Below are 13,465 nucleotides of genomic sequence, written 5' to 3'. Positions count from 1 at the left end.
TGAGCCTCGGCGCACATCCTGAAGGGGCCAGTCTGTCGAGATGATGTCGAGATAAGTGGGGACTGGCCCCGTTATTGCAGTACTGGTAGACCCAACCGATATCCGCTTTCGCAAGGAGTCTTGCAATGGAAACTGTCGATACTGTGGTACACGCTGGCAACTACGCCTTCTTCTTCAGCAACTCTGGTGCCGTGGCGGTGTGCCTGCTGGTTGCCGCTGGCGTCTGCATTGCGCTGAGCGCCAACATCCTGCGCCACGAGAAAGCGTCTTTCGAGAGCAAGAAGACGCCGTGACCTTGAGGTGAGCACTCTGTGCTTGCCAACGGTGCTTGCCAACGACATATCAAAAACGCCGCAGCGCTCAGCGCTGCGGCGTTTTTCGTTGTACGGCACCGTTGTCATGCATGGCGTTTCAGTGACCGTTGCCCAGGCTCTGGCCGCCTTGCAGCGTGCAGGAGAAGCGTTGCTGAATATCGCGGCTTTCGCCTTCGATCATGCCGAGCACGATATCCACGGCAGCCTTGCCCATGGCATCGAAGGGTTGCTCGATGGAGCACAGCGAGGGGGAGAGTATCTGCGCGATATCATGGCCATTGAAGGTGGCAAGCGATATCTCGGCGGGTACCTGGATTCCATGGCGGTGAAGAAGTCCAAGCACATGAAAGGCGAGGGAGTTGTGTGTCGTCAGCAGTACGCTGGGACGCTGCGGGGTCTTCAAAAGCTCTGTGACCAGTGCCTCGCTGCCCTTGAGGGACAGGGGGAGCTCCTTGACGTCGATGTGTTGCGCCAGCCCCGCCGCCGTCATGGCTTCACGGTAGCCTTGCGCGCGCAAGGCATAGCGCTGGGCGTCCTTGAAGTCGCCAGCCAGAAGCGTGATGCGCTGATGTCCAAGAGCAATCACATGCTCGACGAGCTGTTGCATTGCAAGACGGTTTTCTGCTGCCACGAAAGGGTGCTGGCTGTGTTCCTCTTCATTGAATAGCAGCACGAAGGGTACTTCCAGTCTCTCGAGCAGAGCCAGATGCTCCTCCAGGTGCGAAGAACCGAGATTGACGACCAGCCCGTCCACACCACGTGCGATCAGTGTCTCGAGGGCGAGCCTTTCATCGGCTGGCTCATAGGCCGTCGTCATCACTAGCGCGGCATATCCGCGCGCACGACAGGCACGCTGCAGGCTCTCGACCGCCCAGGAGTAGCTCTGCGGAATGATGCTGGGGATGACCACGCCGATGGTGCGTGAGCGATTTTCCTTGAGCGACTTACCGACGAAGCTCGGGATATAGCTCAGCTTCTCGATGGCAGCACGGATCCGCTCAGCGGTATCGTCGTTGACCAGTGCGGTCTGATTGAGATGTCGGGAGACTGTCGCAGTGGAGACACCGGCCTCCTTGGCGACTTGAGCAATGGTCGCACGTCGTTTCATGTCATGTTTTTCCTAAGTGTTATCTCACCGTCACATGGCTGTCACTTTACGCGTCAATAATGACAACCATGTTATGTAATCGATTACATAAGCGCAATTCCTCTTTTTATTGCGGAGATGATGGCAATGGCGTCCATTGAATTGAAAGCGCTCGAGAAGCACTACGGGGAGCAGAGAATCCTCAAGGGCATCGACCTGAGCGTGCGTGACGGTGAATTCATCAGCCTGGTAGGCGCGTCCGGTTGCGGAAAATCTACCTTGCTGCGCACCATCGCGGGCCTCGAGCAACATAGTGCTGGTGAGATGACCATCGATGGCGAGCCAGCGTTGCACCTCAAGCCTGCTGAACGCGATCTGGCAATGGTATTCCAGTCCTACGCGCTCTACCCGCACTTGAGTGTCTTCGACAATATCGCCATGCCGCTGCGTATGCGATGTAATCGATTACATAGGTTGCCGCTAGTCGGGCGTCATCTGCCGGGAGCCTCAAGGCGTGAAGCCGAGATTCGTGCTCAGGTCCTGCAAGTTGCGGAGAATCTCCAAATCACATCGTTGCTATCGCGCAAGCCCGGCCAGCTTTCAGGAGGGCAGCGCCAGCGCGTCGCATTGGGTCGCGCGATGGTACGCAAGCCACGCGCCTTCCTGATGGATGAGCCGCTATCGAACCTGGATGCCAGCCTGCGGGTACGCATGCGTCAGGAGCTGGTGCAGATGCATCGCGCGCTGGGCAGTACCTTCATCTATGTCACCCACGACCAGGTCGAGGCCATGACGATGTCAGACCGGGTTGCGGTGCTGATGGAGGGAGCGTTGGTGCAGGTCGCGAGTCCGGATGAGCTGTACCGGCGTCCGGCCGATATTCGCGTCGCGCGCTTCATCGGCACGCCAGCGATCAATGAACTGCAAGCCACCGTCGCGCTTGATGGACGGCTGTGTCTGAGTGACATCACGCAAAGTGCGCCGCTGGGCTGCTGGTTACCAGTGGCCAAAGGCACTCACGTGACACTGGCCGTGCGGCCGGAAGGACTGAGCTGCGTGCCTGCTGGCAAGGGACATGTGCAGGGGCAGGTGAGTTACATGGAAAACCTGGGAGCCGAGGTTCTGGTGCAGATGAGCTGCGAAAACGGCCAGGTGCTTAGCGTTCGGGCGACGCCACAGGAGGGTCGCGAGCTGACAATCGGGCAGCCACTGGGTGTCAGGATCGCCGCGGATGCACTGCATATCTTCGACCACCTGGGGCTGCGTATCGATCAACCGCAAGCGGATGACAGTTCCGCGAAAGCCTCCAGCGCCATGAGTCTCAGTACCTTGATGGGTGGGGAGGTGAAGCATGGCTTTGCCTGACGCAATGCAGCGCTACCTAAGTCGTCACTGGGGGGATAGAGCAGAGGCGCTCTGGGGACTGGCGCTGAGCGGGCCGGCCATGCTGCTGATGCTGGTGTTATTGATCGGGCCGCTGTTGGCTATCACGCTGCTTTCGTTCAGCGACTGGCAGCTGGGCATGCCGGCGATGGGCTGGGTCGGCCTCGACAATTATCGCCAGCTGGCAGCCGATGATGTCTTCTGGCAAGCGGTGCGCAATACCGCCGTCTATGTGCTGGTGGTGATGGTCGGCGCGGTGGGTCTGGGACTTCTGCTGGCGCTGTTGATTGAAGGCTGTACACGAGGCAAGGCGATCTATCGCACCCTTTTCTTCCTGCCAGTGATGGCCTCGTTGGTGGCGATGACCATCGTGTGGGAATTCCTGCTGCATCCCGAATTCGGGTTGATCAATCAGCTCTTGATGATGGTGGGTGGCGAACCACGTAGCTGGTTGCGCGATGAAGACTGGGCACTGGTGGCGCTGTGCGTGATCGGCATCTGGCATCAGGCGGGTTTCAACATGGTGCTGTTCATGGCCGGTCTGACGGCGGTGCCGCGCACGCTCTATGAGGCTGCCGATATCGATGGAATACCCCGCGGATTCTCGCGCTTCAGACGGATCACCTGGCCATTGCTGGGGCCGGTCACGCTGTTCGTGGTGGTGATGACGGCAATCAATGCATTTCAGGTGTTCGATACGGTGCAGATTCTGACTCAGGGCGGGCCGAGTCATACCACCGAGGTATTGCTGCTGACACTTTATCGCGAAGGCTTCGAGTTCTTCCGCACCGGCTATGCCGCCGCCATGACGGTTGTCTTCCTCGGGGCAGTGATGCTGATCACATTGCTCAAGACACGCTTCCTGGAAAAGCGAGTGCACTACTCGTGAAGATGGTGACCCCCATGCAAATGACCCCCCTGAATTCTCCTTCAACGGCACATCAGCACGTTGCCAGTGCGGTGGCTCAGCCTGCTCGCGTCGCTGTCGATTGGCCGATGATATTGGGCACGTTGCTGCGCCATACGCTGCTGATCAGTCTGGCGTTGGTGATGCTGTTGCCTTTCGTATGGATGCTGCTGACCTCCTTCAAACCTGCTGATGAGATATTCACCAACCAGTTGCGTTGGCTGCCCGAAAACTGGGCATTGGTCGACAACTATACCAAGGCGCTGACGGAATCATCCCTGCTCGGTTACATGGGCACCGGCGCAATGGTCGTGGTCGCGATCTTCGTCATTCAGGTGGTGGTCTCGGTGCCGGCAGCCTATGCGCTGGCAAAACTCGATTTCCCCGGTCGCAAGAGCTTTTTTGCCTCCGTGCTGCTGTGCCTGATGGTGCCCACCCAGGCTGTGGCAATCCCCTGGTATCTGGAATTGCACTATCTGGGGCTGCTCGACAGCTTCTGGTCATTGGTGTTGCCGTTCTCGCTGTCAGTGTTCGGCATCTTCCTGCTGCGTCAGTTCTTCGTCGGTATCCCGGATGAGCTGATCGATGCCGCTCGCATGGATGGCATGAGCGAATGGCGCATCGTCTGGTGCGTGGTCTTTCCCAATGCGATTCCGGCGGTGGTGTCCTTTGGCATCTTCTCGGTGGTCGCTCACTGGAATGATTATTTCTGGCCGCTGATCGTGCTCAACAGTCAGGAGTTTTATACCCCGACGCTCGGCGTGGTCGACTTCCGCAATGCGGAATCAGGCACTGATTACGGCGCTCTGATGGCAGCGGCAACGCTGGTAGTCGTGCCATTGATGGCGGCTTTCCTGCTTGCCCAGCGGCGCTTTATCGAAGGTATCTCGATGAGCGGAATGAAATAGCGCGCATCACGCGACGTTGAATGAACCTGCTTTGCACACGTTGTTCTACCTGTCTCTGAACCGCATCACACTTTGGAGTTTTAGATGAAAAGCCCCACGTTGAGTCTCACGAAGTCTGCCCTGAAGACGGCTTCAGCATTGCCCCTGCGAACTGGTCTGGCGTTGAGTCGCGTGGCGTTGCTCAGTTCGGCATTCATTGCTCCGGCACAGGCTGGCGACGAATCGGTCGAGCTGGTTGTGCAGTATGCCTATGGTTCGACGTTCAACCCGGCCATGGAGCGCCTCAAAACTGAGTTCGAGCAGGCCAATCCCGACATCAGCATCCGCTATCGTGCGCCGTATGAAAGCTACGAAGAGGGCAGTCAGAAGGTGATGCGCGAGTCGATCATCAAGCGTATGCCTGATATCTCGTTACAAGGGCTGAATCAGGTGCGTTCGCTGGCGAGTCGAGAGATTGCCGTTGATCTCACGGCCTTCATCGAAAGTGAGACTGATTTCGCAGCGGCAGGTTATCGCGGGCCGATGTTGGATCTGGGCCGTTTCGATGGTGGTGTCTACAGTCTGCCGTATGCCGTGTCACTGCCGATTGCCTACTACAACACGGAGCTTATGGAGAAGGCCGGCTGGCAGGGCGATGCATTGCCAGGTGACTGGGATGAGGTGCTGAAGGTCGCCAGCGACATTCGCGCGTTACCTGAGGCCAGCAATGGCCTGTACTACGAATGGGATATCACGGGTAACTGGCTGTTCCAGGCGCCGGTCTTTGCGCGCGGCGGTCAGATGACCCGCAATGGCGAGCAGGAGGTTGCCTTCAATGATGACTCCGGTCGCTTCGCGCTCAAGACATTGTCGCGGATGGTCACCGACGCCGGCATGAGCAACATGGGGTGGCAGTCTGCGTATGCCTCCTTCGCGGCTGGCAATACGGGCATCCTGATTACCTCTGTCGGCAGTCTGCAGAGCCTGAGTGACCAGATTGGTGACAAGTTCACCCTCAAGACCGGGCCTTTCCCGGGGGTTCAGTCGCAGGGCGGCCTGCCGGCCGGTGGCACGGCGATGGTGATGTTGGCGCGTGATGCTGACAAGCAGCAGGCCGCCTGGCGCTTCATGAAATTTGCGACTCAGGGGGAGGGGGCGATCATCGTCGCTGAAGAGACCGGCTATGCGCCGCCGAACCAGAAGGTCAATGAAGAGCAGTTGAGCGACTTCTATACGCGTCACCCCAACCGAGCGGTGATGGTCCAGCAGCTGCCGCTGATGCGACCCTGGTATGCCTTCCCCGGGGCCAATGGTCTCAAAATTACGGACATCATCAAGAATCACATGGAAAGCATCGTGACCGGCAAGCGCGCCGGGGAAAGTGATGCGGTGCTGGCAGAGATGGCAGAAGAGGTGCAGGCACTGTTGCCGCATTGAGTGGCTCACTGAATTGCCTGCCTGTTGAGTGGAATGCCAGGGTATCGACCAGCATGATGCCCTGGTCCCTTGCTGAACTTAGTCTCTGGAGTCATGTGACATGAAACTGATTCATCTGACCGACACCCATCTGGTCGCTCCTGACAAGCGACTTTACGGGCTGGACCCACGTGCACGGCTGGCGGCTGCCGTCGCTGATATCAATCTGCACCACGGCGATGCTCAGGGCGTGATCATCAGCGGTGACCTGACCGATCGCGGTGAGCCGGCCGCCTTCCAGGCACTGCGTGAGGTGCTGGAAGAACTGTCGATGCCGTATTTCCTCGGCATGGGCAATCACGATGCGCGTGAGACACTGCAGGCCGCCTTCCCGGAGCTTCCCTGTGATGACGGAGGCTTCGTGCAGTATGCGCATGCCTTCGGCCCCGACACCGATGATTGCGTGCTGGTGATGCTTGATTCGGCTGTCGCGGGGGAGCATGGCGGTCTGCTGTGTGAGTCTCGCCTGGCGTGGCTGGATACCTGTCTGGCCGCGCATCACGATCGCCGTATCCTGCTGGCGCTGCATCATCCGCCCATGGCCCTCGGCATCCGTTACATGGACGACATCCGCTTGCAGAATTCACAGGCGCTGCATGACGTGATCCAGCGGTATGGCAACGTCGAGCACTTGCTGTTCGGGCATGTGCATCGTCCGGCCAGCGGTGTCTGGCGAGGGCTCTCGTTCTCGACCCTGCCGGGCGTCAATCACCAGGTCGGGCTGGATCTGGTCTCCGCGGCGGATTGTCTCGCCGGCAGTCATGAGCCTCCGGCCTATGGCGTGCTGATGATAGGCGAGGAGCAGATCGTCAATCACCTGCATCTCTACATGGATGACAGTCGCCGCTATTTCTTCCACGACACGCTCGAGGCCGCCCAGTCGCTGGAGGCGCTTGATGAATTGATCGCTCTGCAGCGCGATGAGTGGATTCCGACTCGCGAGCGCGAGCCGTTGAGCAATACCTTGCAGGCAGCTGAGGCAGCAAAAGAATGAACAAGGCGTTATATGTCTTTGATTTTGATGGTGTGATTGCCGACAGCCTGACACTGTGCCTCAAGGCCTGTGAACATGCGGCGCACCTGGAAGGGCGGACGATCGTGCTGGAACGCGGTAGCTGGGAGTCGCTGGACAACGTGACCTTCGAGGAGATGGCGCGTGTGCAGGGCTTCACGGGCGAGGCCGTCGCGCGCTTTGCCGCGCATGTCTTTGCCTACACCCGCCAGGCGACGCCGCCGGCGGTCTTCACTGGCATGCGCGAGGCCTTGTCGGCACTCGCCGAGCAGGGTGACGTCATGGTGTTGTCGGCCAATCACAGTGAGATGATTCGTGCCACGCTGGCCGCCGCCGGCCTGTCGGACTGCGTGTCACAGGTGCTGGGCGGTGAGATCACGGGCAGCAAGGGGGCCAAGCTGGCGCGACTGCTGGCAGCGCCGCAAGTGGCGATGGAGCGCAGCTGGATGGTAGGCGACGCCGTCAGCGACATTCGCGCTGCGCAGGAGGCAGGGTGTCGTGCCGCTGCGGTCAGCTGGGGATGGCAGAGCCCCGAGCGCCTGGCCAGCATGGCGCCGGAGCGGGTCATCACGCAGCCTCAGGCGCTGATGATGCTGAGTGACCCGAGCATAACCCCGTCATTGACTCACGTTTGAGTCGCTGGAAACACGACCCATGGCGTTGAGTTGGCGACGCTGCATTTTCAGTGCTCCGCCCCTCGCCAAGGATTGATTTGTGCTTGGCGAGGTCTATAGTCGCGGTGTTGATTCATCGACGACAGGAGATCATCACGATGACCCACAAGCGAAAGGTGCGGGACAACGCGCTCAAGGCGATGCTGCGTACCCCGATGTTCAAGCAACGCGTGGTCAAGGCGCGCAAAGGCAAGGGCAGCTATCAGCGCCAAGGCAAGTCGCAGGGAAACAGGGGCGGCAGTGAAGCGCCTTCAGTCAGTGTGCACAACGCTGCCTGAAGACGCTTCATTGGTGTGGTTTCCCACGACCTGACTTGCATCTCTGCAAGGGACTGAAACATGAACGCCGCAGCGTCAGCGCTGCGGCGTTTTGCGTCTGTTCTATTTTTTCGTCTGACCTACTGAGAGCGACTCAGCTCGAGAAGTGCGCATTCCAGGTGTCGGCGCGCGCGGCGTCGCGGGCTTCATAGTCGGCCAGCACCGTCTCCAGTTCGCCCAGTGATTCATGCTCACGATCCTCACCCAGCTGCGTCAGGCGCAAGGTATACCAGGCTGTCACCCCGCCTTCCGGCGGCGCGCTGAAACGCGGAAATTCTGGTGCGGGGCATTCTCCGGCCTGCCAGAGGGCGGGCAGTGACGGGTGTAGCGCCAACGGGCGGGCCAGGCCGACAAGGTCGACGGTTCCCTGTACCACGGCGTCTTCGGCCTGGGCGAGTGTCTTGAAGCCGCCGGTTGCCATCAGGGGCAGGGTCGTCATCTCGCGTGCACGCTTGGCGAATTCGACGAAGTAGGGGCCGCTGGCACTGGCATCTGACGCGGAGCTGGCGCCGGGGAAGTAGGTACCGCCACTGATGTCGATCAGATCAATGGGCAGTTCATCGAGCGCTGCTATCACCTGCAGCGCTTCGGCTTCCTCGAAACCGCCTTGCAGTTGATCACTGGAGTTGAGCTTCACCATGACCGGGAAGTCGTGGCCGACGGCCTCGCGCACGGCAAGGATCACCTCACGCATCAGGCGCATGCGGTTGTCGAGGCTGCCGCCGTAGTCATCCGTGCGCTGATTGAAGAGGGGAGACAGAAACTGGCTGAGCAGGAAGCCGTGTGCCGCATGCACCTGTACTCCGCCAAACCCGGCGTCACGGGCCAGGCGCGCCGTCGTTGCCATGGCGCCAGGTAGTGCCTTGATGGCCTCCAGGCTCAAGGCCTCGCAACGTAGCCCGGGAATATCCAGGGCACTGGGGCCGTGCGCCGTGCTGGTCGGTGGGTAGGCCATCGCACCGGCGTGGCCGAGCTGCAGCCAGAGGTCTGCACCGTGCTGTTGACCGCGCTGGGCCAGTTGCGTGAAGGCTGCGAGATCGGACTGCGCGTTGAGCACCAGGTTGCCCGGTTTCTCGGCATGCTGGTGGTCAGGCTGTACCTCACCGACCAGCGACGCCGCCACGCCACCCTCTGCCCAGCGCTCGTAAAGGCGCAGCTGTGCCTCGCTGGGGTGTCCCGTGCCATCGCCGAGAGAATCTGACATCGCCGCCTTGACGATTCGGTTGGCGAGCACCCGGCCGCTTGGCAACGTGAAGGGCGTGAACAGGGCGGAGGCTGTCGGCTGATCTGGCATGGGAGATGTCTCTTTTTGCATGGGTTGGGCACTTTACCTGATACAGAATGTGGCACTGAACCTGACATTTCAGGAACTGTGGATTCCTCTCCAATTCTCTGGAAACCCTGCACGCCGCCTGTCTGGGCAGCCGCGGCATTGCCTGTCTGCCGTAGTACCTGATCGCCGATGACCTAGCTTCCGGACGCTTGATCCCGCTGCTGGAAGATATACGTGGGGCAGCGCAGATACCAGCATCTACATCGTCCGCCCGGAGACGCAGATTCTTCCTCGGCGAGTGAGGGGGCTGATGGATGCCTTGATAGAGGGCTTTGAAACCGGCTAGAAGGCAATTGCCAAGACCATGACGTATCTGGTGATCATCAGGGTCATTACATGACATATTATCTCCAGGAGAGATAACAGGATTTCAGTGACGTACATCATGGAGTGATACATGTCACAGATAGGACGCAATAGATTGGCGGTACTTATTGATGCTGACAATGCGCAGGCTGCTATCTGCGAAGCGCTGCTGGCAGAGATTTCAAAGCTGGGGGTCAGCACCATCAAGCGGGCTTACGGAGACTGGACGACGCCGAATCTTGCGCCATGGAAAGAGCATCTTCTGCGTCATGCCATTCATCCGGTTCAGCAGTTCAGCTATACCCAGGGCAAGAATGCAACTGACTCTGCGTTGATCATCGATGCCATGGACTTGCTGTACTCGGGGAACGTGGAGGGGTTCTGCCTTATCTCTTCGGACAGCGACTTTACGCGCCTCGCGGCTCGTTTGAGAGAGAGCGGCATGCTGGTGTATGGCTTCGGCGAAGACAAGACGCCTCAGCCATTCGTGTCTGCGTGTGACACGTTCATCTACAGCGAAGGACTGCGAAAGGTAGCTGAGAAGCCTGTCCCGGCCATGCCAGTCAGCAAACCGGCCGCTGAGCCGGTAGCGCTCGTCAAGCCGACAAAGACACAGCGGCAGTTGAGGTCGCATATTCTGAATGCGGTGAATGAACTGCAACAGGTTGATGGTTGGGCTCCCCTGTCAGCAGTTGGTGGATATCTAAAGAAGAAGATGCCTGACTTCAAACCGTCTGATCATGGTGCCAGCAAGCTTGGAGCGATGATTCAGAAACTGGATTATCTAGATGTATGCCGTAGGCCTGTGAAAGGGGGAAGTATGCATTTCTATATCCGAAAAAAGGTTAGCCGGCCTGCAAAGGCCAGCTGATCAGGCAATCTCTAGAGCTAGTCAGTCACACAAGCCGATGGATAACAATCTGCGGGTCTTTCCAGATAATGAGCAGTCGTCGCTTTACTCAGCCGCCCTCATTCGCTCGTACAGCCCATCCTTGAGCAGGCTGCGCTGGTGCTTGAGTTGGTGCATGGCGTCGTCGCCGATCGGTGATTCATCGACTTCCAGGGCGTGAATCTCGGTATCTATCCGGGTATAGGCTTCCGCGATGCGGGCGAATTCTTCATTGCCATTGATCAGGCGCAGAATGAGTTCACGTTGCTGAGGGAAGTCGTTGCACAGGGAGTGGTCATCGATATGCATGGTGTAGCTCCGGAACAGGGTGGAAGAATCCAAAAAGAGGGAGTGTTGCCACTCCCCTAAAGGGCATCCTTGCTTACGTTGCAGGACGTATTCTCAGACGATGGACTGGACATCGATCACGATCTGATCCCAGTTGCGCTGGGCGTTCATGTCGTTCTCGACATCGCTGTCATAGGCATTCTGGAAGCGCTTGATGGCGGCGGTCTGACTGGTGGCCTGATAGAGCCAATAGGCCTCTTCCTTCAAGGCATCTTCGATTGGCTTGTCGATGGAGGCGTAGATGGCCTGCTTGCAGGCGTTGATGGCGGCTGATGGCCACAAGGAGATTCGCTCGGCCAGCGAGTCGACGAAGGGGCCGATCTCCTGCGGGTCCAGCGCACGATTGATGGTGCCGTATTCGGCGGCCTGATCGGCATCGAAGTCCTTGGCGCTGAGGATGATTTCCAGCGCTCTGCCAAGGCCTGCCTGACGTGCCATGCGTGAGGCACCGCCCCCGCAGGGCAGAATGCCCATCGCGACTTCCATTTGCATGAAACGGGCCTTGCCCCGTGCGGCGAATCGCATGTCACATGCCAGGGCAAATTCGTGACCACCCCCGCGGGCGAAACCCTCGATCTTGGCGATGGTCGCCTGGGGCAGGCGGCTGATGCGCTCGAGGACCACCTGCAGGTCCAACAGCTTGACCTCGCTCTGGTGGACCGCATGCGTCGACATGTCCTTGAGGAAGTCCACATCGGCGTGGGCAATGAAGATCTCCGGATGCGCTGACTGGAAGACCACCACCTTGGTGTCGCTGTCTCGCTCGAGCTTCTGCGACAGCATGGTCAGGTCGGCCAGCATGGGAATGTCCTGAATATTGACCGGCGGATAATCGAAGGTCACATACAGAATGGCGCCTTTCTGTTCAGCACGGAACGTCGTAAATTTCTTGTATATCATTATGTTATCTCAGTTCGTTCACTGCCCGTCGTGTATGACTAACGTTAGCACCGAGCTGGGGGATTGATTACCGAGAGACGTGTGGAAAGACATTATTCGATTGGTTGAGACTGGGCATTCTCAAGAGAAATCAGTCGGTTATCAGGCGGTATCAAGCGACGACAATAAAAAAGTCCCGCGATGGTCGTGGCTGGCAGCGACCTTCGCGGGACTCTCGCCTCAAAGGGAGGGGGCAGAAAAGTAGAGAGATCCTAGTCCTGGTGGCTCTCGGCGTGGTTGGCGCCGATACGCTTGGTCCAGCGCTGGCGGGCGAAGCGGCGCAGATTGGCCACGTTGTCCGTCTCGTCGATGATGTCCTCGCCGAGAATCGTTTCCATCACATCTTCCAGCGTGATCACGCCCAGCCAGTTACCGAGGTTGTCATAGACAACGCACAGGTGCTGGCGCTCGCGTTGCATCAGCCCGAAGGCCTGCTCGACGTTGTCCTCGGCATGCAGTTCGCTGATCGGGCGCATCAGGTCCTTCAGGGGAGTGGTGGGCTCTGCCTGATGGGCGTCGGCACGGTGGATCATGCCCAGCGTGCGTTCATCGGCGGTCATCACCGGGTAGCGGCTGAAGGGCCAGGTCGCCAGCTGGTCATTGAATTCGGCCACGCTCATCTCGGGGCTGACCGTCTGACAGACCGGGCGTGGCGTCAGTACGTCACGCACCTTCATCTCATGCAGATTGAGGATGTTGGTGATGACGCGCTGTTCGTCATTTTCCAGCGCCTTCTTCTCCAATCCCATCTGCGCCAATGCCTTGATCTCGCCACGTACGTCGATGTCATGCGCATCCTTGCCAATGCGCGAGGTGATCAACTCCGATAGCCAGATCAGCGGCTTGAGCGCGACGACCATGACATTGAGCACGCCGGGCAGCATCGGCGACAGCTGACGCCAGTAGGTGGCACCGATGGTCTTGGGAATGATTTCCGAGGCCACCAGGATCAGCAGCGTCATCACTGCCGAGGCCACGCCGACCCAGGCTTCCCCGAAGACGACCGATACCTGTGCGCCCACCCCCGTGGCACCGACGGTATGCGCGATGGTGTTGAGCGTCAGGATGGCGGCCAGCGGCTTGTCGATATTGTCCTTGAGCTTGGCCAGTGCGGCGTGGCGCTTGGGGTGCTGGTCTCTCAGGCTTGCCACATAGCTGGGGGAGAGCGACAGCAGCGCCGCCTCGAGCACGGAGCAGATGAATGAGATGCCGATCGCGACGGCAGCAAACAGGATCAACAGAAACATGAGGCGTGCTCCTAGGGGGAAAGGCATCTATTAGTGACATACGACGCAGTACTGTCAAACCCGTGAATTATCGCAGAGTTTTCTGCCTGCTGGCCAAGCTTGCCAGTCTGTCTGGAAAAGTGCCGTTGACTCGAGAAGTACAGAAGGTGGGCAAGACTTTATATGAGACAAGAACTAATTTTTAGATGATAATGAGATTGTTTTGCTTTCGACATTCATTATATTTTGTGGCGCCCGCTATATTCGCAAGCCGCGGCCGAGCATGGCCGCTGAGTGGCAACGTGCGTAAATTCAGCCGTCAGTGCGGCCCGCAGCAGGCGGTAGGCCTTCACCAGGATTCACAATG

The 13,465-nt window shown here is 58.9% G+C and carries 14 protein-coding genes; 9 read left to right on the top strand and 5 right to left on the bottom strand.

The annotated features are described in order from the left end of the window. Positions 1-125 precede the first annotated feature (125 nt). On the top strand, positions 126-293 hold the full coding sequence (locus NH396_RS03775; protein ID WP_153635554.1) for a hypothetical protein: 168 nt from the start codon (positions 126-128) through the stop codon (positions 291-293). A gap of 118 nt (positions 294-411) precedes the next feature. On the opposite strand, the gene NH396_RS03770 is transcribed toward NH396_RS03775, so the two are convergent. Beyond that, complete coding sequence (locus NH396_RS03770; RefSeq protein WP_253061787.1) at positions 412-1,422, bottom strand: LacI family DNA-binding transcriptional regulator; 1,011 nt, start codon at positions 1,420-1,422, stop codon at positions 412-414. A gap of 126 nt (positions 1,423-1,548) precedes the next feature. On the opposite strand from NH396_RS03770, the gene NH396_RS03765 reads away from it, so the two are divergent. From NH396_RS03765 to arfA, 7 genes are all read left to right on the top strand, one after another. After that, positions 1,549-2,766 carry an ABC transporter ATP-binding protein gene (locus NH396_RS03765; RefSeq protein ID WP_253061785.1) on the top strand — a complete coding sequence of 406 codons (1,218 nt, stop codon included), beginning with the start codon at positions 1,549-1,551 and terminating at the stop codon, positions 2,764-2,766. After that, positions 2,753-3,673, top strand: a complete 921-nt coding sequence (locus tag NH396_RS03760) for a sugar ABC transporter permease (protein WP_253061783.1) — start codon at positions 2,753-2,755, stop codon at positions 3,671-3,673. Before NH396_RS03765 ends, NH396_RS03760 begins: the two co-directional genes overlap by 14 nt. Positions 3,674-3,687: 14 nt before the next feature. Further along, positions 3,688-4,599 (top strand): carbohydrate ABC transporter permease, encoded by a 912-nt coding sequence (locus NH396_RS03755; protein ID WP_253061781.1) that lies wholly within the window; start codon positions 3,688-3,690, stop codon positions 4,597-4,599. 84 nt (positions 4,600-4,683) lie between these two features. Further along, positions 4,684-6,015: an ABC transporter substrate-binding protein gene (locus NH396_RS03750; protein ID WP_253061779.1), complete on the top strand. Its 1,332-nt coding sequence runs from the start codon at positions 4,684-4,686 to the stop codon at positions 6,013-6,015. A gap of 100 nt (positions 6,016-6,115) precedes the next feature. Further along, a complete protein-coding gene (locus NH396_RS03745) occupies positions 6,116-7,048 on the top strand; it encodes a phosphodiesterase (protein WP_253061777.1) in 933 nt (310 codons plus the stop codon). Next, positions 7,045-7,701 carry an HAD hydrolase-like protein gene (locus NH396_RS03740; RefSeq protein ID WP_253061775.1) on the top strand — a complete coding sequence of 219 codons (657 nt, stop codon included), beginning with the start codon at positions 7,045-7,047 and terminating at the stop codon, positions 7,699-7,701. The genes NH396_RS03745 and NH396_RS03740 overlap by 4 nt, the downstream gene beginning before the upstream one ends. Positions 7,702-7,838: 137 nt before the next feature. Continuing rightward, positions 7,839-8,018 (top strand): alternative ribosome rescue factor ArfA, encoded by a 180-nt coding sequence (gene arfA, locus NH396_RS03735; RefSeq protein ID WP_253061773.1) that lies wholly within the window; start codon positions 7,839-7,841, stop codon positions 8,016-8,018. Positions 8,019-8,151: 133 nt separating this feature from the next. Here arfA and NH396_RS03730 read toward each other — a convergent pair whose 3' ends face one another. Beyond that, positions 8,152-9,351, bottom strand: a complete 1,200-nt coding sequence (locus NH396_RS03730; RefSeq protein ID WP_253061771.1) for an oxidoreductase — start codon at positions 9,349-9,351, stop codon at positions 8,152-8,154. 436 nt (positions 9,352-9,787) lie between these two features. On the opposite strand from NH396_RS03730, the gene NH396_RS03725 reads away from it, so the two are divergent. Then, positions 9,788-10,567, top strand: coding sequence for an NYN domain-containing protein (locus NH396_RS03725; protein ID WP_253061769.1), 780 nt, complete (start codon positions 9,788-9,790; stop codon positions 10,565-10,567). Positions 10,568-10,651: 84 nt separating this feature from the next. Here the strand turns inward: NH396_RS03725 and NH396_RS03720 are convergent, their stop codons facing one another. The 3 genes from NH396_RS03720 to NH396_RS03710 form a co-directional block, all read right to left on the bottom strand. After that, positions 10,652-10,894, bottom strand: a complete 243-nt coding sequence (locus tag NH396_RS03720) for a YdcH family protein (RefSeq protein WP_253061767.1) — start codon at positions 10,892-10,894, stop codon at positions 10,652-10,654. 93 nt (positions 10,895-10,987) lie between these two features. Continuing rightward, positions 10,988-11,833 carry an enoyl-CoA hydratase/isomerase family protein gene (locus NH396_RS03715; RefSeq protein ID WP_253061765.1) on the bottom strand — a complete coding sequence of 282 codons (846 nt, stop codon included), beginning with the start codon at positions 11,831-11,833 and terminating at the stop codon, positions 10,988-10,990. A 251-nt stretch (positions 11,834-12,084) separates the two neighbouring features. Then, entirely contained in the window at positions 12,085-13,119 is a 1,035-nt protein-coding gene (locus tag NH396_RS03710) for a CNNM domain-containing protein (RefSeq protein ID WP_253061763.1), read from the bottom strand. Positions 13,120-13,465 lie beyond the last annotated feature (346 nt).

It is taken from the genome of Cobetia sp. Dlab-2-AX (assembly GCF_024124625.1).
In the GTDB taxonomy this organism is placed as follows: Bacteria; Pseudomonadota; Gammaproteobacteria; order Pseudomonadales; family Halomonadaceae; genus Cobetia.
Note: the sequence above shows the minus strand (reverse complement) of the source record. Positions and strands in the feature narration are given on the sequence as shown.